This window comes from Pseudomonas fluorescens, from assembly GCF_018614655.1.
GTDB classification, from domain to species: domain Bacteria; phylum Pseudomonadota; class Gammaproteobacteria; order Pseudomonadales; family Pseudomonadaceae; genus Aquipseudomonas; species Aquipseudomonas fluorescens_BX.
Genome location: NZ_JAGGOG010000006.1, coordinates 116,913 through 135,573, shown reverse-complemented (window position 1 = coordinate 135,573; position 18,661 = coordinate 116,913). Strand labels below are relative to the sequence as shown.

The window sequence follows — 18,661 nt, the reverse complement described above, 5'->3', positions numbered from 1 at the left end:
TGTTTTCAGGAAGGCTATTTATGGAATAAAAATTCCCTTAATTCAATAGATGGAATAAAAATTCATTAGCGAGAGGGATCATCCCGGCGAATACCGCTACATTCAGCCCGCACGTGCACGGCCTTTAGTTAACAAAACATAACGTAGCGCTGATTGTCAGACGATTCCAAAGCCCGATAGGATGGCCCTGCTTCCCCAAGGGGCTCTAGATTGCAGGTTTCAGGACGCTGTCCTGGCCCATAGAAGCCTTGGGCAGCAAGACGACCTAACAATAATAAATGGGAGAAAGGTCTATGAGTGAGCCTGTCATGGGTGGGGTGGTTTGCCGCCCGCGAGCCGCGCGCAGGGTCGCGTTGCTGGCCACAGCGCTCTCGCTGCTGGGGGCTTTCGCGTTGTCGATACCGGCCCATGCCGCTGGCGATACCGCCGCACCGGCGGTATTTGCCATTGAATCGGTCAAGGCCGCCAAAAGCCTGATGATCGACGTGGTCCATGCTGGCAAGCGCCTGGTGGCCGTCGGTGATCGCGGGCACATCCTCTATTCCGATGACCAGGGCGCAACTTGGACCCAGGCCAAGGTCCCCACCCGCCAACTGCTCACCGCCGTGTTTTTTGTCGATGACAAACAAGGTTGGGCCGTGGGCCATGACGCGCAGATTCTCGCCAGTACCGATGGCGGTGCGACCTGGACCCAACAATTTCAAGACCTCAAGCGCGAAGCACCGCTGTTGGACGTGTGGTTCAAGGACGCCAGCAACGGTTTTGCCGTGGGCGCCTACGGTGCGCTGATCGAAACCACCGACGGCGGCAAGACCTGGGACGACGTCAGCGATCGCCTGGACAACGAAGACCAATACCACCTCAACGCCATCGCCTACGTGAAAGACGCCGGCCTGTTTATCGTCGGCGAGCAGGGCAGCATGTTCCGCTCCGGCGACGACGGGCAAACCTGGGAAAAACTCGAAGGTCCCTACGAGGGTTCGTTGTTCGGTGTGATCGGCACTGCGCAGCCCAAGACCCTGTTGGCCTACGGCCTGCGCGGCAACCTGTTTCGCTCCACGGATTTCGGCAGCACCTGGGCTCCGGTGGAGTTGAATGCCGCCCGTGGTGCCCTGGAGTTCGGTTTGTCAGGGGCGACCCTGCTCGATGATGGTTCCCTGGTGGTGGTCGGTAACGGCGGCAGCGTGGTAGTGAGCCACGACGATGGCCTGACCTTCAGCGTATTCAATCGTGCGGACCGTATTTCGTTATCGGCGGTCACGGCGGCGGGCAACGGCAACTTGATTCTGGTGGGGCAGGGTGGCGTTCGTGTCGCCACGCCAGCCGGTGCCGAGCTCTCAAAATAATAAGAAGGCGGGGATCAAATGAGTAGTCATCACAACGACAAGGCGACGTTTCTCGAGCGCCTGATTTTCAACAACCGCCCGGCAGTGATCGTCATCTGCCTGCTGGTCAGCGTGTTTCTGTTCTGGCAGGCGACGCTGATCCGGCCATCTACCAGCTTCGAAAAAATGATCCCCCTCAAACATCCCTTCATCGAGAAGATGATGGAGCACCGTAACGACCTGGCGAACCTGGGCAACACGGTGCGGATCTCGGTGGAGGCCAAGGATGGCGACATCTTCACGAAGGACTACATGGAGACCCTGCGCCAGATCAACGACGAGGTGTTCTACATCTCCGGCGTTGATCGCTCTGGCCTCAAGTCCTTGTGGAGCCCCAGCGTGCGCTGGACTGAGGTGACCGAAGAAGGTTTTGCCGGCGGCGAAGTGATCCCGCAAAGCTACAACGGCTCCCCGGAAAGCCTCGACCAGTTGCGCAACAACGTGCTCAAGTCCGGGCAGGTCGGGCGGTTGGTGTCCAACGACTTCAAGTCGAGCATTGTCGATATCCCGCTGCTGGAGTCCTACCCGGACCCGCAAGACCAGGGCAAGTTGCTGGCCCTGGACTACCAGAAATTTTCCCACGAGCTTGAAGACAAGATCCGCAGCAAGTTCCAGGCCCAGAACCCCAACGTGCAGATCCATATCGTCGGTTTCGCCAAGAAAGTCGGCGACCTGATCGATGGCCTGATCATGGTGGTGCTGTTCTTCGGCATCGCCTTTGTCATCACCTTGGTGCTGTTGTACTGGTTCACCTGGTGCATCCGCAGCACCATTGCGGTGTTGATTACCACGCTGGTGGCGGTGGTCTGGCAACTGGGGTTGATGCATGCCCTGGGTTTCGGGCTGGATCCTTACTCGATGCTGGTGCCGTTCCTGATCTTCGCCATCGGCATTTCCCACGGGGTGCAGAAGATCAACGGCATCGCCCTGCAATCCAGTGATGCCGATAACGCCCTGACCGCCGCCCGCCGTACTTTCCGCCAGCTGTTTTTGCCTGGGATGATCGCGATCCTTGCCGACGCGGTGGGCTTTATCACCTTGCTGATCATCGACATCGGTGTGATCCGCGAATTGGCCATCGGCGCCTCGGTGGGTGTGGCGGTCATCGTGTTTACCAACCTGATTCTGCTGCCGGTGGCGATTTCCTATGTCGGCATCAGCAAGCGCGCCATCGAGCGCAGCAAGAAGGACGCGACCCGCGAGCATGCTTTCTGGCGTCTGCTGTCGAAATTCGCCAGCCCCAAAGTCGCACCCGTCTCGATTTTCCTCGCGCTGATCGCCTTCGGCGGCGGCCTCTGGTACAGCCAGAACCTGAAAATCGGCGACCTTGACCAGGGCGCGCCGGAACTGCGTCCTGACTCGCGCTACAACAAGGACAACACCTTCATCATCAACAATTACTCCACCAGCTCCGACGTGCTGGTGGTGATGGTCAAGACCAAGTCCGAGGGCTGCTCGCGCTATGAAGCCATGGCGCCCATCGACCAGTTGATGTGGAAAATGCAGAACACCGAGGGCGTGCAGTCGGCCATCTCGTTGGTGACCGTGTCCAAGCAGATGATCAAGGGCATGAACGAGGGCAACCTGAAATGGGAAACCTTGTCGCGTAACCCCGATGTGCTGAATAACTCCATCGCCCGCGCCGACGGTCTGTACAACAACAATTGCTCCCTGGCGCCGGTGCTGGTGTTCCTCAACGACCACAAGGCCGAAACCCTCGACCGCGCCGTGCACGCGGTGCAAGAGTTCGCCAAGGAAAACAACAAGGACGGCCTGGAATTCATCCTCGCCGCCGGTAACGCCGGGATCGAAGCCGCCACCAACGAGGTGATCAAGGAGTCGGAGCTGACCATCCTGATCCTGGTCTACCTGTGTGTGGCGACCATGTGCATGATCACCTTCCGTTCGTGGGCGGCGACCTTGTGCATCGTGCTGCCGCTGGTGTTGACCTCGGTGCTGGGCAACGCGCTGATGGCATTCATGGGCATTGGCGTCAAGGTCGCGACCTTGCCGGTGGTGGCGCTGGGGGTGGGGATTGGTGTCGACTACGGCATCTACATCTACAGCCGTCTGGAGAGTTTCCTGCGGGCTGGTTTGCCGCTGCAAGAGGCTTATTACCAGACGCTCAAGTCCACCGGTAAAGCCGTGCTGTTCACCGGCTTGTGTCTGGCGATTGGCGTGGCGACCTGGATTTTCTCGGCCATCAAGTTCCAGGCCGACATGGGCCTGATGCTGACCTTCATGTTGTTGTGGAACATGTTTGGCGCACTGTGGCTGTTGCCGGCCCTGGCGCGGTTCCTGATCAAGCCCGAGAAGCTGGCGGGGCAGAAAGGCAACTCGCTGTTTGCCCACTAAACGGCAAACAACCTGTAGGAGCGAGCTCGCGAGGAACGTTAACGATAACGCGGGTATCCAGGGTGAACGCGGTGCCTGTGCGTTCTTCGCGAGCAAGCTCGCTCCTACAGTGGATGATGTTTCACAGGGTTTCGTATCACGGCGCCAAAGGCAGGAACCAGCGCATCCATCGATACGAACGTCTCGATATCACCCTGTGGGCTGCACAGCAGCACCGGGTCCTTGCCGTTGAGTGAGCGCATATCCAGGGCCAGGGGTGGGTAGTGTTCCTGGATGCGCTCGCGCAGCTGTTGTGCGACCACTTGGCGCAAGGTCGGGCGGTTGGCAAATTGATGGGCGATGGCCTGGGCCAGGGTGTCGCTGTGATGGGGCAAAAGCAGTGGGCCAGGCGACTGGGCTGATGAGATTTCCGGCATGACGGTTTCCGTTCTGTGGGAGTAAAGGGTTAAGTTCCCCCTCAGAATGGCAAGCCTGTGCTGGCCGGATGCGGTAGCCCGTTATCGCGACACGACGCACACGGCGGATTGGCCTATCATCAGCGTTTTCCTATTTGATGAATGATTCTGATGACTGCCGCCAGCCTGCCTACTGCACTTGAAACCAGCGATATGCTCGAAATTGATGGCCTGCATGCCTTTGATTTCACCTTCGACGACCAAAAACTGCTGATCATCTGCATGGACGGCCGGGCCGAGAAACGTTGGTCTTTCACGCCGGAGCAGGTGGCGGCGGCGATCTTTGACGAAACGCTGAAAAGCTGGACCCTCACCGGTGATTCAGGCGAACACCGCCTGGTGTGCATGAGCGCCTTCACCGGCAACAATAACGACGAGGAAGATGAGCATGATGATGCGTAAATTCTGGCCGCTGCTGATGGCTGGCAGTGTCGGCGCGATGTCGGTACAGGCAGCGCCGGTCGATACCTTTGAGCTGTTGGTGGGTACCTACACCGCCGGCGCCAGCGAAGGGATCTACCGCCTGCAGTTCGACAGCCGTACCGGTCAGTTCAGTGGCAAGCCGGTACTGGCCGCCAAGACGGAAAACCCGTCCTGGCTGACCTTGTCCAAAGACCAGAAACGCCTGTTCGTGGTCAATGAAAACGGTCCTGGCCAGAAGGACCCGGTGGGGCGTGTCAGCAGCTACAGCGTTGACCCCGCCAATCACCAACTGACGCTGATCAACCAGGTACAAAGCCTGGGTAATGAGCCTACCCACTCCAGCCTGGCCGCCGATGGACGTTACCTGTTTGTCGCCAACTATTCGGTATTGGAAGATCCGGGCGGTAGCCTGGCGATCCTGCCGGTGGACGCCGAGGGCAAGTTGTCACCGCCTGTGCAACTGAGCGGGCACCCGGCCAGCCGGGTCAACCCCGAGCGCCAGGCCTCCAACCATGTGCATTCGGTGGTGTCCTCGCCGGACGGCAAGTACGTGTTTGCCAACGATCTGGGGGCGGACAAGATCTTTGTCTACCACTACGACCCCAAGGCCAACCACGAACTGCCGCTGACCCCGGCTGATCCATCCTTCGTGCAGTTGCCCCCGGGCAGCGGCCCGCGCCACCTGCTGTTCAGCGCTGACGGCAAGCATGCCTGGCTGACCACCGAGATGAGCGCGCAGGTTGCGGTGTTCGATTATCAGGACGGCAAGCTGGTCCAGCGCCAACTGGTGGACTTTGCCGCCGGGCAACCGGTGTCCGACAAGGCCGGCGCGGCGTTGCATGCCTCAAACGACGGCAAGTTCCTCTACGTCAGCAACCGCGGCACCGCCAACCAGATGCTGGTCTTCGCCATCGACCCCGCCACCGCGCAATTGAAGGAGATCCAGCGGCGCTCAGTGGAAGGCGATCATCCCCGTGAGTTCGCCCTGGACCCGAGCGGCAAGTTCCTGCTGATTGCCAACCAGAAGAGTAACCAGATCGTGGTAGTCGAGCGCGACGCCAAGACCGGCCTGCTGGGCGAAACCGTGCAGACATTGCCGATTGATGCTCCCAGCGATCTCAAGTTTCTGCTGCGGCAATAAGCCACAGGCCCCGCAACGCGGGGCCTGACTCCTTCTATTAATGCCAGTGATAACAGCTACTGTTTCAATGAATTTCTACCGGTAAGCCCCCCGGGCGTAAGTTTGCTTCAAGGCCTTCACAGGCCAACCAGCCAACCGAACACAAGGGTTACCGACATGAACTTCAATCTCTTCTCGATCATCGCCGCTTCCGCTGTTTCTGCTTCTGTGGTCCTGCCTGCCAGCGCCAATGTGGAAATCAGCAGCAAAAAATCCAGCACCAGCGCCTACACCCAGAAGTACCTGCAACAAAGTGCCAACTTCTATGCCGCTCTGGACCACAAGGTTCAACACTGAGCGTTAATTGACACGGGGTTGATCATGCATCGACCCGGTGTCAACGTTTAAGGAGCCTCCCATGGCCAGAGCCCTCTTGACCTCCGCCAAACACGGCGCTTACATCGCCATCGGCGTCTACGCCGCGATGGTATTGCTGGTCACGCTCGCAACCTTCAGCCAACCCGCCGCCCAGCCGCCGATTCAAGTGGCGTATCCGGGGGTTCAGTTTGAGCATCAGGCACAGCGCACAGGTGAAGTGGTTCATAACGTCGTGACTGCGCTCTGATCTCTGTCGCCGCTGCCGAGGCACGAGGCTGCGATCGGCTGCGCAGCGGCCGTAAAATCATTCAGCAAGGTGTTTCATTTAGACCGAGTCGCCAAGTTTACGACTGCTACGCAGCCGATCGCAGCCTCGTACCTCGGCAGCGCCTACGGTTTTTCCATGACCCCTGTAAACAGCTCGGACTCCAGAAAACGCTGCAACCAGGCCTGCAAGCGCCGATACGGCGTACCCGCAAACCACTCCCGATCGACATGGGCAAACTGCCGCACAAACGGTGCCAAAGCCACGTCTGCCAGGCTCAAGTGATCGGCCAGCAAGTAATCCCGCTCAGCCAGCAGTTCATCCAGCCTGTGCAAAAACACCTCACCCTCGGCCCGATAATGCGCCATCGGCTGCTCCGGGTAGCGCTCGGCGTACTTGTAGCGATTCAAGTGCACCTTGAATGCCTGATCGTTCTGTTCAATCAACCCAGCCATCAGCGCCCGCGCCGCCGGGTCATGCTTGAGCAACCAATCCTCGGGATCATTCTGTGCCAGGGCCCAGTCCATGATCGCCAGACTCTCCTCGATCACCTGGCCATCCACGCTTAACACCGGCACCGTGCCCTTGGGCGACAGCGCCAGCATTTCGGCGGGCTTGGCCTTGAGACTGACCTCAATAATCTGCACCGTCGCCCCTGAATACCGCAGCGCCATGCGTGCCCGCATGGCGTAGGGGCAGCGGCGAAACGAATACAGCAGGGCCTGGCTCATTTAACCTCCAGTGTGCTCAAACCATTGCCCTGGCGCTTGACCTGGATCTGCACCGGGATCCGTTCGTGCATTTCCTGCACGTGGGAGATCACCGCGACCTTGCGACCTTGGGCCTGCAAGCCATCCAGGGCGTCCATCGCCAGTTGCAGCGACTCGGGGTCGAGGCTGCCAAACCCTTCGTCGATAAACAACGATTCGATCTTCAACGTGCTCGACGCCATCGACGCCAGGCCCAAGGCCAATGCCAGGGACACCAGGAATGTCTCGCCGCCGGACAACGAATGCACCGAGCGCAGTTCATCGCCCATTTCCGTGTCCATCACCAGCAGCCCGAGCATGCTGCCGCCGCGCTTGAGGCGGTAGCGACGCACCAGTTGGCGCAGTTGCACGTTGGCGTGGTGCACCAGCAGGTCAAGGTTGTAGGCCTGGGCAAATTTGCGGAACTTGTCGCCCGTGGCCGAACCGATCAGCGCGTCGAGCCGTGCCCAGCGCTGCCACTCGTCGTAGGCCTTGGCGATCTGATCGGCCAAGGCCTGGTTGGCGTTCTGCCGACGTTGGTCTTCGGCTTGTTGCGCGCGCAGTTCGGCACAGTGTTTTTCGCCGCTGGCCAGTTGGTTGTTGAGTTCGGCCAAGGCGCTGTCCAGTTGCTCGGCGTCGAGGTTGCCATTGTGCAGGGCCTGGTGATCCTTGAGCCGCTGTTCGCGTTCTTGCAGCAAGACCTTGGCCTGTTCGACGGCCTTTTCACTCAATTGCAGCTGCTGCCTGAGTTGCCCCAACTGCGGTTCGTCGATGGCCAGCAATCGTGCCAGGCCATCATCGTCCAGTTCCGGGTGCAAGGCGCGCCATTCGCTGATGCGGCTGTTCAATACCTGTTGTTCGGTTTCCAGGGCGTGTTGACGGTCCTGTTGGGCCTTGAGATCGGCGGCCAGTTGGATCAGTTCGTTGCGGGTGTCCTGCAACTGCTGGTTGGCCTGGGCCTCGCTCTGTCGAGCGTGCTCGACGGCCTGATCCAACTGCTGCTGCCAGTGTTCGGCGCTGGAGTAGTGGCTCAACAGCCCGGAGAGTTGTTCCTTGGCCGCCTGTTGCCGCGCGGTCAACTCGGCAAACTGCTGTAGCAGCAGCTCCAGTTGCTGCTGGCGATGTTGCTGGCGGTCCTGTTCTTTCTCGATAACTTGCTGGCGCTGTTGTTGCTCGGTGAGCTCCTCACGCTGGTGTGCCAGTTGCTCCAGGCGCTGACTGACGTGTTGGTCGAGCAGCATGAAGGTCGCCGCCGGTTCGCTGCGCAGACCTTCCAGCGTTTGGGCAGGCAAGAGACTGGCGAAGGCGTTGAGTTCTTCGTCCAGGCGTTCACGGTCGTTGGCCAGTTCTCGTTGCTGGTCGATCAGTTGCTGGCGGGCCTGCTGGCTGGCGTCTTGGGCTGCTTGCAGTTGTTGCTGCAGGCGCCCGGCGTTTTGTTGCAGGTTGAGCAGGGCGCCTTGGCGCTGTTCGTCCTGGGTGATGCTTTGATTGAGCTGGCTCAGTTGTTGGGTCAGCCAGGCATCGCGCTGGGTAGTGTCCTGGTTGAGCAGCGCAATGGACTGCGGGTGCGCCTCAAGGATCGGTGCCAATGCCTGTTGTTCGGTTGCCACTTCTTGTTGCTGGCGTAAAAGCTCTTTTTGCTGGGCGATCAGCTCACCCAGCTCCGTGCGCAGCGCATCTACTTTTTCCTTTAGCACCTCCACCGATTTGCGGGCGTTGGCCACTTCATCCTCGTCGTGACGTTCAAGGCTGTTCAGCAACACGTCAGAGGCATGATACGGATGGTCGACACTGCCACAGACTGGGCAGGGTTGATCGGATTCCAGTTGTTCGCGCAATGTTTGTACGTTGACGTCACGGGCCAGGCGTTGGCGCTCCAACAGTTGCTGGATGACCGTCAGGGTTTGCTCCGCGACGGCAAGCTCGGCCTTGGCTTGAATACCTGTTCGGTTGAACGCCTCGCGTTGCTCCTTGGCGGCCTGTTGTTTGGCACTCAAGTCGTTTGCCCGTTTCTCCAACCCCTGGTAACTGCTCCACAGCCGCGCCACCTCTTCAAAGGCGCGCTGTTGCTTGCGATTGTCTTGCAGCAAGCTGCCCAGCAACTGGATCTGCTCGGCCACCGCGTGGGGCTCGGCACCGGCTTCGTGATACAGCAGGTCCAGCGTATTGCGCTGCTCGGTCCATTGTTCGCTGAGGCGGGTGGTTCGTTGCTCCAATTGCGGCAGTTCGGCCTGGCCTTTATTGAGGCGGTTGCCGATCAACATCAGTTGTTGCAGACGTTCACGCTGGTAGGTCCAGGCATCGCTCAGGGGCGCGAGGGTGGCGCTGCGCTCAAGTTCTGCGGCGAGCCGTTGCAGGCGTTCGGCGACGTGCTTTTGCGTGTCCAGCAAGCCATTCAAGGCGGCTTGGCCTTCCACGCAGGTGCTTTCGTGGAGTTGTTTTTCCGCGCTGCGTTTCGCCAGATCTTCGGTCAAGTGGGTGAGGGTGCTTTGCGTCTCGAAGGCCTGGCGCAGCAACGGCACAGCATCGACTTGCTGCTTCAGGGCTTGGGCGAGGGCCGCTTGCACATCGGTCTGCTGCAGTTGCAGTTGATCCCGACGCACCAGCAGGCCGGCTTGTTGTTCAAGGTGCTGTTGAATCTGTGCGGCCAAGGGCTGCAACTGGCTGGTCAGCTCAGCCAGGCGTGAGAAGTGATGACGTTGCGGCGTCAATTGCTCCAGGCGGCTCAGGTCCAGTCGTTGCTGGGCCTGGCCGTCCCAGTCCTGCTGGGCCTGCTGCAGTTGCTCAGTCGCGTTTTGCTGGCGTTCCTGCCATTCGCGCAATTCCTTGAGCCAGGTGTGCTGCTGCTCAAGTTGCTTGAGTTGGGCCTGCTGCTGCTTGAGTTGCTGCTGGGCTTGGCTGAGATGCTGATCAAGTTCGGCGCGAGCCTCGGCAGGCAGCGGCGTGATGCCGGTGGCCTGGTCCTGCAGCAGCTTGTGGGTCTCCTTGGCGTCTTTGGCTTTGTCGAAGGCGCGGCGGCCCAGTTGGGTGTAGAGCGCAGTGTCGGTGAGCTTTTCCAGTAGCTCACTGCGCTCGTTGTCATTGGCCTTGAGGAACGCGCTGAACTCGCTTTGCGCCAACAACACCGCACGGGTGAACTGCTCGAAGTTCAGGCCCAGGGCCAGTTCCAGCTGGGTCTTGTATTCGGTTTTCTGGCTAGCCAGCAGTTGCTCGCTGTCCAGATCAATCAAACTCTGGCGGCTGTTTTGCAGCTTGCCGCTGGCCTTGTCCCGGGCACGGTTGGCTTCCCAGCGCGCGCGATAGCGACGGCCGCTGACGCCGACAAAATCCACCTCGGCATAACCACCGCCGGTGCCGCGACGAATCAGCGTGCGCGGGTCGCCAATGGAAATATCGCTGTCGGCATCGGGCAACTTCGCCTGGCCGGTGTCGCCCAGGCGCGGCACCGCGCCAAACAGCGCCAGGCACAGGGCATCCAGCAGGGTACTTTTACCGGCCCCGGTCGGCCCGGTAATCGCGAACAACCCGGCACTGGCCAGGGGCTCCGCGGTAAAGTCGATCTCGAACGGGCCCGCCAGGGAGGCGAGGTTTTTCAGGCGGATGGCGAGGATCTTCATGGCTGTTCACCCTCCTGTTGCACTTCCTGAAGCAGCACGGCGAAATCCTTCAAGGTCTGTTCATCCACTTCACTGCCGTAGCTGTCCTGCCAGGCACGGCTGAACAATTCCTGGGGCGTGAGCTGGTCGAGTTCGATCAGGCGTTCTTCGTCGCTGGCATCGCTGCCGCGTTTGCCGGCGTACTCGGCCGCGATGCGCACCAGGCGCACGGCCTTGCCTTGCAGGGCGTTTTCCACTTGTTGGCGCAGGTCAGGTTGCGGCTCGTCGAGGCGTACCCGAACTTCCAGCCAGGGTTGGCGCTGGGTGTCGGCGAGCAGGTCGATATCGGGCAAGTCCGCCAGGGCCTTGAGGATGTCGGCCAGGGGCGCGGCTTCCAGGCGTTGCAGGTTGACCGAGCGAGGAATCAGCAGCGGCTCGACGCTGACCAGTCGTTCGCCCTGGAACGTCACGTCGAGAATCTGGTGCTTATAGCCAATTTCGGAAAACGACAGCGGAATCGGCGATCCGCTGTAGCGAATGCGCTCTTCGCCATTGACCTTTTGCGGCTTGTGCAAATGGCCGAGGGCAACATAGCCGATACTTTTGTCGAACAGTTTGGCCGGCAGCGCCTCGGCATTGCCGATGATCAGGCTGCGCTCGGAGTCTTCCGACACTGAGCCACCGGCCATGTGCGCATGGCTGATGGCAATCAGCGCCTGGCCTTTCTTGCGTTTGGTGTTGGCCGCTGCGATCAGCCAGTCATGCACCTGGCCGATGCCGTGCAGGTAATCATCGCCCAGGTGTGCACCGGTGACTTCCGCCGGGCGCAGGAACGGCAGCGCCAGGCACCACGCGGCGACCTTGCCCTTGGCATTCGGCAGGGGGATCAGCAGGCGCTCGGCATCCAGTTGGCCGTCGTCGAGCCACAGCACGCGGCCCAGCGCATGGGTGCGCAAACGGCGCATCAGCGGCGCGGGCAGTTCGATGCGTGAGCCGGAGTCGTGGTTACCGGCGATCATCACAATGGTCAGCGCGGGGTTTTGTTCGTGGGCGCTGATGATGAAGTCATACAGGCGTTCCTGGGCCTTGAGCGGCGGGTTGACCGTGTCGAAGATGTCGCCGGCGATCAGCAGCACATCGGGGCAGTGCAGCTTGAGTTGGCCCAGTAGCCAGTCGAGGAAACAGGCGTGTTCGAAGTCGCGTTCCTGGCCGTGGAGGTTTTGGCCCAGGTGCCAGTCGGAGGTGTGGAACAGACGCAAGGCGAACTCCGTGAAGAAGATGAAAAGGAGGGAAGTTTACCTGTAAACCTGTGGGAGGGGGCTTGCTCCCGATAGCGGCGGGTCAGTTACAGATAAGCTGGCTGACACACCGCTATCGGGAGCAAGCCCCCTCCCACAGGGGTTACGCGGTGTTCAGGCAACCCAACGCTCGGTCGGCCAGGGTTTTGGCCATCTCGATCAGGTGTTCGGTGGAGGCTGCCATATGGCGATGATCGCCGGTCAGCCCTTCGGTTGTGCTGGCTGCGGTGGCGGCTGCGCAGTGCAGCAGGTCGCAGATCTGGGCGAGGGCGTCTTCGAAGCTGAGGTCATGGTGCACGGTGAAGGACGGCGGCGAGGCGGGGTGCAGGTAGTGGCGCAGGGTGCGGTCAAGGGTTTCGCGGTCGGGGGTGAAGCGGGGTGGGTCGGGGACGATTTTGTTCATAAATGAAGTACCTACTGGGTTTGGAGCCATTCTTTTGCCGATCTCACACGTCAAAAGGTGGCAGCTATGTGCGGGGTGAGATACCGGATTAGTAGGAGCACCCGGCCAGACCGAAGTCTGCCCGCACACAGCCGCCATAGAGCATGTTGCTCGTGGCGCCTACAAGTTCACGGGATCTCACACCCGATCGCTGATGTGCAGCGACGGAGCGAAGGCTAGCCAGTGGACTGAGCAGGCGCAAGGCCGTGGGATTGTCTAGGAAACGTCCTGCAAATTAAAGGGATATGGATTGCTGGCCTTTAACAATGCATGTCGATCAGGCGATGTAAATCAAGTGTGGTGTCAGGAATGTTTCGGTTACTTGGGATACAGCGGTGGCAAGCTGGTGTTGTCCGTGACCGGGTCTTGTGTGTTCTCAGCCATCGGAATCGCTTTCACCGCCCGCCATAACTCTTCACCCTGCCAGTACTGCCCCGTCTCGCTATAGAGCGCGCCATTCAACCCATCCAGTGCGTCCGACAGCGGCACAAACCGCGCCGCCATATCGGCCAGAGTTTCCGGTTGCTGCCGTGCCCAGGCGTCCAGCGCCTGGCGCGTCGCCTGGGGGTCATTCGCCTGACTCGTACGTTTGAGGTCATCCAGCAACGTACGCGGACTCGGTCCGGTCTGCGCCGCCCGCAAAATCGCCGGCTGCCAGCGCGCGCGCCACCACAGGCCGAAGCCCAGCAGGGTGGTGCAGGCCAGGATCAGGCTGGTGAGCTGCCAGATCCACAGGCTGTCGGAGTCCGGTGCGGTGATCACTGTCGGTGTGGCCGGGGTGTCGACCACCAGGCTTGGGTTGTTCGCCACCTGGAGGAGGCGGGCCGGCAAATGGGTGCGTTCCAGATGGTCTTCATGGGTGTTCCACCACACGACTTCCACCGCCGGCAGTTCCACGGTGCCGGCGCGGTTGGGCACCAGCGCTTCACGGTCTTCGCGGCTACCGATCACGCCGCGGTCGCTGTTCTGATTACTCAATACCGGTTGGTCCGGGTAGCGGCGCAGGCCCGCCACTTCGGTGTTCGGCAGCGGTGGCAATTGGGCGCTGGCGAGGCCTTCGGCCTTGAGGGTCAGGCTGCGGGTCACGGAGTCGCCCACTTGGACGTGATCCGGTTCCGGGTTCCAACTTTCACTCAGGCTCAGGCTGCGGGCCGGCAGCCAGGGTGCATCCGCCGGATACAGGGCCGGCTTGGCCTTGACCGTCAGGAGTAGTTCAGTGGAGCTGACATGTAGCAATTTTCCGGGTTTCGGGCCTTGAGGATTGGTGTCCTGAGCGGGGCGCGGTTCGACCAGGGTCGCGCTGAAAACCTGTGCCGGAATCGCCAGTGGGCCGCTGCGTTGCGGATAGATGCCGTAGCGCATTTCGATCACGCCATGGCGAATGCCGTTGATGACTTTCTCGTAGTTGCGCGATTCCCCCAACTGCTCGATGCGGGCGTCGGGAATCTGCAACGGCGTCAGGCTGCTGTCGTCGTACAGCGACACCGAATGGTAGACACGCACGGTCAGCAAGGCCTGGGCCTGGACATAGACCGTGTCTTGGTCGAGGTTGGCCTCGATGAATACCGGCGCCAGTTGGGTGTTGGTGTCCTGGCTGGCGGTTTCGATGACTTGCAGGGTGATCGGCTGGCTCTTGAGTGCCCCCAACTGCAGCGACGGAATCACCACTGTGCCGTTCTCCTTGGGCAGCAGGGTAATGATCCAGCGGGTGGTGGCGTGATTGTCGCCGCCCAGGGTGGTGAGTTGGTTGATCTGGCGTGTGCCGCGCACTTCGAACAGCGGGTCCAGGGGCGCAAGGTCCGGTTTGCCGAACTGCGTGACGTCATTGGATTCCACGGTCAGTTCCACCGTCTCCCCGGAGTTGACACGGCTGCGGTCGACGCTGGCAACCAGGTCCGCGGCCTGGGCCTGGCAGGCCCACAGTACGAGGGTGAGGAGAAGGGCGGTGCAGCGGCTCATCGAGTCTTGTCCTGATGTTGTTGCTGTTCGTACCAGAATTTACGTCGCAGCAGCTCGCCGGGATTGTCCGGGATCTGCCGCAGCCACTGTTCCAGGGCCTGACGGTGTTCGCCGTCGAGGCTGGCATCCGCCCCGCGCAAAGGTGGAGTGGTGGTCTGTTCGTCCCCCAGTTCGCTGCCGGGTACCTCATTGCCGCCGGCGGGTGGCGTGGCGCCGGTTTGTGTTTCGGCGGTGCCCGGCTGGCCTTGGCCCTGGGGCGTTTGTTCGCCACCGGGGGCGGTCTGGCCGCTGGTGCCCGGCTGTGCAGTCTGGCCGGGTTGGGTGGTTTCGTCATCCTCCTTCTTGGGCGGCTTGGCGGGTTCCGGTTCCGGCTCTTCCCGCAGCAGGCTTTCCACCAGGGCCTTGTTTTTCAGGGCTGGTTGCAAATCCGGCTGGGCTTCCAGGGCTTGTTCATAGGCGTCTATCGCCGCTTCCAGTTCACCGGCCCTGGCCAGGGCATTACCGCGATTGTAGTGGGAATACGCATCACTGCCTTCGGCAAAGCGCTTGGCGGCTTCGGCATAGTTGCCGGCTTCATACAGGGCGACACCTTGCCATTGCGGGTTTTCGAAGTGTTCGGCGGCTTCGCCGGGGCGTTTTTTCTTGAGCAGGTATTGGCCTTGCTGGTCTGGGCGCAGCCACAAGTCCTGAAAGTCGAAGGCGTAGCTGGGTTGTGGGGCGGCCAACAGCAACAACGGCAGGCAGAACAACCAGCCCCGACGACCGGCGCAGGCCGCGAGCAGCAGCAAGGGCAGCAGCAACCAGTAACCCTGGTCGGCCCAGGTGTCCAACTGCAGCCGCTGGCCGTCGTTGCGCAGGCTTTGCGGGCCGTCCAGCAGGCCAAGACTGCGCAGGTCCTTGTCATCCAGGCGGGCCTGGCGGTAACGACCGCCCATCTCGCTGGCGAAAGCCTTGAGGGTCGGGCTGTCCAGGCGCGGCACCAGGATTGCGCCCTGGTCATCCTTGAGGAACTCGCCGCTCTCCTGAGTCACCGGCGTACCTTCGCGACTGCCAATGCCAAGAATCGACAGGCTTGGCCCTTGGTCTCCCAGCAGCAGGCGGATGCCTTGGCGCTCTTGTTTGGACAACGATGAGCCGACCAACAGCAAGCGGCCCTGGCCGAGACCACCGTGCTTGAGCAGTGACAGGGCCTTTTCGACTGCCAGGTCGGCGCGGTGACCGGCCTGGGGCATGATCGAGGGCCGCAGGGCTTCCAGCAGGTTACGGCTGGTGGCCAGGTCATCCGACAGTGGCACCAAGGTGTGAGCGCTGCCGGCGTAGACCACGATGGCCGTCTGCGAATCGCTGCGGGCCTGGAGCAAGTCGTACAGTTTGCGCCGCGCCTGTTCCAGGCGGTTGGGCGGACTGTCGGTGGCGAGCATTTCCGGGGTCAGTTCCAGCAATACCACCAGCGGATCGGCAGGTTTCTGGCTGTTCTGCTCGACGCGTTGCCAGCTGGGACCCAGCAGCGCCAATACACCCAGCAGCCAGGCGAGACCAAGGATCACCCACGGCGATTTGCTTTCCCGCCCACTGCCGCCACTGAGCAGCGCCGCATGAAACGCCGGCGGCAGAATCATCTGCCAACGCCCTGCGCGTTTTTGTCGGTGCCACAGATGCCACAGCAGCCAGCCGAGCAGCGGCAGCAGCAACAGCCACCAGGGGCGAAACCAGTGCGGCCACAGGGCAATCATCGACGCCTCCGCAAGCGCAGGCGTTTGAGGCGTTGGCGCCATTCGGGGTGCTGTTGCAGAAAGTGGCCCTTGCTGGAGATTTTGTTAAAGAGGCGTTGCAGAGTGTTGTCCGGCCAGCGTTCCTGGATCACCAGTAGCATGCTCAGGATCAGCGCCAGGGCCAACGGCCCGCTATAAAGTGCCTGGGCCGGGCGCGCCTGGGTTGGTTGTTGGGCCACGGGTTCCAACTGGTCGAGGGTTTCCTTGACGGCTTGCAGCTCCTGGCCGTCTCGGGCACGGAAGTAACGCCCGCCCGTGGCCTGGGCGATAGCCTTGAGGGCCGGCTCGTCGAGGTCCAGACTCGGGTTGAGGCCGAGCATGCCCAGGGAGCCGGTTTGCTCGGGATCGGCGCCGATGCCGATGGGGTAGATCTTCACGCCTTCTTCGGCGCCCAGGCGAGCGGCGGTCAGCGGATCGATTTCACCTCCGTTGTTGGCGCCGTCGGTCACCAGGATCAGCACCCGGCTTTGCGCGGGACGCTGGCGCAGGCGCTTCAAGGCCAGGCCGATGGCATCGCCAATGGCGGTGTTTTTGCCGGCGATGCCAATCCGCGCTTCATCCAGCCAGGTACGCACGGTATGGCGGTCGAAGGTCAGCGGTGCTTGCAGATAGGCCTGGCTGCCGAAGAGGATCAGGCCGACTCGGTCACCTTCGCGGCCTTCGAGAAAATCCCCCAGCAGGTGCTTGACCAACGTCAGGCGGCTGACGTCTTCGTCCCGCCACTGCATGTCGGGGAAATCCATGGAGCCGGACACATCCACCGCCACCAGCAAGTCACGGCCGCTGGCGGCAATCGGCAGCGGTTCGCCCAGCCACTCCGGGCGGGCGGCGGCGGTCAACAGCAGCAACCACAACACCACGAACGGCGCTTGCTGACGCCAGCCCGGCAGGTTGGCCCGGGCCCGGCGGCGCGCCAGGCCTTCCAGGTCGCCGAGGAAGCTGACCTTCAAGGCGGGCTCGCCGCTGTCGGCGACGGGCAGGAGCATCCGCATCACCCACGGCAGGGGTAACAGGGCGAAGATCCATGGCCAGGCGAACTCAAACATGTTTGCGAATCCAGGTGTCGACCGCCTGAGTCAGGCCTGCGATGGCCTTGTCATCGAGCTTGCATTCGGGCTTGTAGGCGCCTTCCACCAGCACCATCCAGCGGGTCAGTCCGGCGGCCGGGCAACGGTTGTCGAGGAAGGCCAGCCATTTGCGACCGTTGAGGGTGTGGCTCTGGCTATACGGGTAGTCGTTGCGGCACAGGCGCTTGAGCAGGCCGTTGAGTTGCTGCAACCAGGCGCCGGCCGGCGCACCGTCGTAGGGTTTGGGCATCAGCGCCAGTTCCGCGAGGGCGGCGACCCGCAGCGGGTCCAGCGGTTGTTCGGCGCGGGCCACCGGACGTTGGGCCGGGAGGAAACGGCGCAGCGACCACAGGCCCCAGGCAAGCAGGGGTATGAGCAGCAGCAATAGCCACCAGCCCGGTGCTGGTGGCCAGAAACCGATGGCTGGAGGCGCGATCAGCGGTTGCAGTTGGTCGAGGCTGCTCATTGCTTTTTGGCCGGTCGTTGCGGGTTGAGGTATTCGCGCAGTTGCTCGACCATTTCACTTTGGGTGCTCAAGGGCATGAGCAATATCCGCAGCTTCTGCGCAAGCAACTCCCAGCGCGCGCTACGTTCGTCGGCCTGGGCTTTATAGGCCTGGCGCAGGTCGAAATTCAGGGTGTCGATTTCCAACTGCGCGCCGCGTTCGGCGAACCGCAGTAGCCCGGCGGCTGGCAGGGCGTGGTCCAGCGGATCGGATACCGGCAACAGCAGCAAGTCGCAATGGCGTGACAAAAGACTCAGTTGCTGTTCGGCACCTTCGGTCAGGGCACGCTCATCGCAAATCACGATCGCCAGGCTGCCGGGACGCAAGACTTCTCGCCCGCGGCGCAAAGCCATGCCGAGGGCATCGGGTTCCGGCTTGCTTTCGGTATTCAAGCTCTGGTTGACCCGCACCAACCGGTTGAGCAATTGCAGCAGGCTTTGCTTGCTGCGTCGCGGCTTGATTTCGTAGTGCTCGTTGTCACCGAACACCAGCCCGCCGACGCGGTCGTTATGCCCCAATGCGGCCCAGCCGATCAGGCTCGCCGCCTGGGCCGCCAGTACCGATTTGAACATCAGCCCCGAGCCGAAAAACAGCCGGCAGCTTTGCTCCACCATGATGAAAATCGGGCGCTCCCGTTCCTCGTGGAACAGCTTGGTGTGCGGCTCCTGGGTACGCGCGGTGACACGCCAGTCGATAGTGCGCACGTCGTCGCCGGCCTGGTAGACCCGCACCTGATCGAAGTCGACGCCGCGACCTCGCAGTTTCGAGTGGTGCAGGCCAATCAGCGGGCTGCGCTGGCTCGGTGTAGAAAACAGCTGTACTTCGCGCACGCGATGACGCATCTCGATCAATTCGCTCAGGCTGACGCGGACTCCATCGCTGGCGTTCATGG

The 18,661-nt window shown here is 61.5% G+C and carries 16 protein-coding genes; 6 read left to right on the top strand and 10 right to left on the bottom strand.

From position 1 onward, the window contains the following. The first annotated feature begins 308 nt into the window (after positions 1–308). Together J7E41_RS09410 and J7E41_RS09405 are read left to right on the top strand one after the other, a co-directional pair. Positions 309–1,346, top strand: a complete 1,038-nt coding sequence (locus J7E41_RS09410) for a WD40/YVTN/BNR-like repeat-containing protein (protein ID WP_214992192.1) — start codon at positions 309–311, stop codon at positions 1,344–1,346. A gap of 18 nt (positions 1,347–1,364) precedes the next feature. Beyond that, positions 1,365–3,740 (top strand): efflux RND transporter permease subunit, encoded by a 2,376-nt coding sequence (locus J7E41_RS09405; RefSeq protein WP_214992019.1) that lies wholly within the window; start codon positions 1,365–1,367, stop codon positions 3,738–3,740. A 104-nt stretch (positions 3,741–3,844) separates the two neighbouring features. Here the strand turns inward: J7E41_RS09405 and J7E41_RS09400 are convergent, their stop codons facing one another. Continuing rightward, positions 3,845–4,156 (bottom strand): hypothetical protein, encoded by a 312-nt coding sequence (locus J7E41_RS09400; RefSeq protein ID WP_214992017.1) that lies wholly within the window; start codon positions 4,154–4,156, stop codon positions 3,845–3,847. 150 nt (positions 4,157–4,306) lie between these two features. Here J7E41_RS09400 and J7E41_RS09395 point away from each other — a divergent pair, with 150 nt between their 5' ends. From J7E41_RS09395 to J7E41_RS09380, 4 genes are all read left to right on the top strand, one after another. After that, positions 4,307–4,597 (top strand): DUF5629 family protein, encoded by a 291-nt coding sequence (locus J7E41_RS09395; RefSeq protein WP_214992015.1) that lies wholly within the window; start codon positions 4,307–4,309, stop codon positions 4,595–4,597. Further along, on the top strand, positions 4,584–5,759 hold the full coding sequence (locus J7E41_RS09390; protein WP_214992013.1) for a lactonase family protein: 1,176 nt from the start codon (positions 4,584–4,586) through the stop codon (positions 5,757–5,759). The genes J7E41_RS09395 and J7E41_RS09390 overlap by 14 nt, the downstream gene beginning before the upstream one ends. A gap of 156 nt (positions 5,760–5,915) precedes the next feature. Beyond that, positions 5,916–6,095 carry a hypothetical protein gene (locus J7E41_RS09385; RefSeq protein WP_214992011.1) on the top strand — a complete coding sequence of 60 codons (180 nt, stop codon included), beginning with the start codon at positions 5,916–5,918 and terminating at the stop codon, positions 6,093–6,095. Between the two features lie 61 nt (positions 6,096–6,156). Then, on the top strand, positions 6,157–6,363 hold the full coding sequence (locus J7E41_RS09380; RefSeq protein WP_214992009.1) for a hypothetical protein: 207 nt from the start codon (positions 6,157–6,159) through the stop codon (positions 6,361–6,363). 143 nt (positions 6,364–6,506) lie between these two features. On the opposite strand, the gene J7E41_RS09375 is transcribed toward J7E41_RS09380, so the two are convergent. The 9 genes from J7E41_RS09375 to J7E41_RS09335 form a co-directional block, all read right to left on the bottom strand. Beyond that, positions 6,507–7,112 carry a glutathione S-transferase gene (locus tag J7E41_RS09375; RefSeq protein WP_214992007.1) on the bottom strand — a complete coding sequence of 202 codons (606 nt, stop codon included), beginning with the start codon at positions 7,110–7,112 and terminating at the stop codon, positions 6,507–6,509. After that, positions 7,109–10,747, bottom strand: coding sequence for an AAA family ATPase (locus J7E41_RS09370; protein WP_214992005.1), 3,639 nt, complete (start codon positions 10,745–10,747; stop codon positions 7,109–7,111). The genes J7E41_RS09375 and J7E41_RS09370 overlap by 4 nt, the downstream gene beginning before the upstream one ends. After that, positions 10,744–11,985 (bottom strand): exonuclease SbcCD subunit D C-terminal domain-containing protein, encoded by a 1,242-nt coding sequence (locus tag J7E41_RS09365; protein ID WP_214992003.1) that lies wholly within the window; start codon positions 11,983–11,985, stop codon positions 10,744–10,746. The genes J7E41_RS09370 and J7E41_RS09365 overlap by 4 nt, the downstream gene beginning before the upstream one ends. A 142-nt stretch (positions 11,986–12,127) precedes the next feature. Next, positions 12,128–12,427 carry a DUF6124 family protein gene (locus J7E41_RS09360; protein WP_169354254.1) on the bottom strand — a complete coding sequence of 100 codons (300 nt, stop codon included), beginning with the start codon at positions 12,425–12,427 and terminating at the stop codon, positions 12,128–12,130. A 357-nt stretch (positions 12,428–12,784) separates the two neighbouring features. Continuing rightward, positions 12,785–14,425 (bottom strand): BatD family protein, encoded by a 1,641-nt coding sequence (locus J7E41_RS09355; protein ID WP_214992001.1) that lies wholly within the window; start codon positions 14,423–14,425, stop codon positions 12,785–12,787. Then, complete coding sequence (locus J7E41_RS09350) at positions 14,422–16,158, bottom strand: VWA domain-containing protein (protein WP_214991999.1); 1,737 nt, start codon at positions 16,156–16,158, stop codon at positions 14,422–14,424. Before J7E41_RS09350 ends, J7E41_RS09355 begins: the two co-directional genes overlap by 4 nt. Then, positions 16,155–17,243 (bottom strand): vWA domain-containing protein, encoded by a 1,089-nt coding sequence (locus J7E41_RS09345; RefSeq protein ID WP_214991997.1) that lies wholly within the window; start codon positions 17,241–17,243, stop codon positions 16,155–16,157. Before J7E41_RS09345 ends, J7E41_RS09350 begins: the two co-directional genes overlap by 4 nt. Beyond that, on the bottom strand, positions 17,236–17,730 hold the full coding sequence (locus J7E41_RS09340) for a DUF4381 domain-containing protein (protein WP_214991994.1): 495 nt from the start codon (positions 17,728–17,730) through the stop codon (positions 17,236–17,238). The genes J7E41_RS09345 and J7E41_RS09340 overlap by 8 nt, the downstream gene beginning before the upstream one ends. After that, positions 17,727–18,659 (bottom strand): DUF58 domain-containing protein, encoded by a 933-nt coding sequence (locus tag J7E41_RS09335; RefSeq protein WP_214991992.1) that lies wholly within the window; start codon positions 18,657–18,659, stop codon positions 17,727–17,729. The genes J7E41_RS09340 and J7E41_RS09335 overlap by 4 nt, the downstream gene beginning before the upstream one ends. Between the last annotated feature and the right edge of the window lie 2 nt (positions 18,660–18,661).

Excerpts from the sequence above, each read along its gene's own strand:
- J7E41_RS09410 (WP_214992192.1), top strand. The coding sequence starts at position 309 with ATGGGTGGGGTGGTTTGCCGCCCGCGAGCCGCGCGCAGGGTCGCGTTG.
- J7E41_RS09405 (WP_214992019.1), top strand. The coding sequence starts at position 1,365 with ATGAGTAGTCATCACAACGACAAGGCGACGTTTCTCGAGCGCCTGATT.
- J7E41_RS09400 (WP_214992017.1), bottom strand. The coding sequence starts at position 4,156 with ATGCCGGAAATCTCATCAGCCCAGTCGCCTGGCCCACTGCTTTTGCCC.
- J7E41_RS09395 (WP_214992015.1), top strand. The coding sequence starts at position 4,307 with ATGACTGCCGCCAGCCTGCCTACTGCACTTGAAACCAGCGATATGCTC.
- J7E41_RS09390 (WP_214992013.1), top strand. The coding sequence starts at position 4,584 with ATGATGATGCGTAAATTCTGGCCGCTGCTGATGGCTGGCAGTGTCGGC.
- J7E41_RS09385 (WP_214992011.1), top strand. The coding sequence starts at position 5,916 with ATGAACTTCAATCTCTTCTCGATCATCGCCGCTTCCGCTGTTTCTGCT.
- J7E41_RS09380 (WP_214992009.1), top strand. The coding sequence starts at position 6,157 with ATGGCCAGAGCCCTCTTGACCTCCGCCAAACACGGCGCTTACATCGCC.
- J7E41_RS09375 (WP_214992007.1), bottom strand. The coding sequence starts at position 7,112 with ATGAGCCAGGCCCTGCTGTATTCGTTTCGCCGCTGCCCCTACGCCATG.
- J7E41_RS09370 (WP_214992005.1), bottom strand. The coding sequence starts at position 10,747 with ATGAAGATCCTCGCCATCCGCCTGAAAAACCTCGCCTCCCTGGCGGGC.
- J7E41_RS09360 (WP_169354254.1), bottom strand. The coding sequence starts at position 12,427 with ATGAACAAAATCGTCCCCGACCCACCCCGCTTCACCCCCGACCGCGAA.
- J7E41_RS09355 (WP_214992001.1), bottom strand. The coding sequence starts at position 14,425 with ATGAGCCGCTGCACCGCCCTTCTCCTCACCCTCGTACTGTGGGCCTGC.
- J7E41_RS09350 (WP_214991999.1), bottom strand. The coding sequence starts at position 16,158 with ATGATTGCCCTGTGGCCGCACTGGTTTCGCCCCTGGTGGCTGTTGCTG.
- J7E41_RS09345 (WP_214991997.1), bottom strand. The coding sequence starts at position 17,243 with ATGTTTGAGTTCGCCTGGCCATGGATCTTCGCCCTGTTACCCCTGCCG.
- J7E41_RS09340 (WP_214991994.1), bottom strand. The coding sequence starts at position 17,730 with ATGAGCAGCCTCGACCAACTGCAACCGCTGATCGCGCCTCCAGCCATC.
- J7E41_RS09335 (WP_214991992.1), bottom strand. The coding sequence starts at position 18,659 with ATGAACGCCAGCGATGGAGTCCGCGTCAGCCTGAGCGAATTGATCGAG.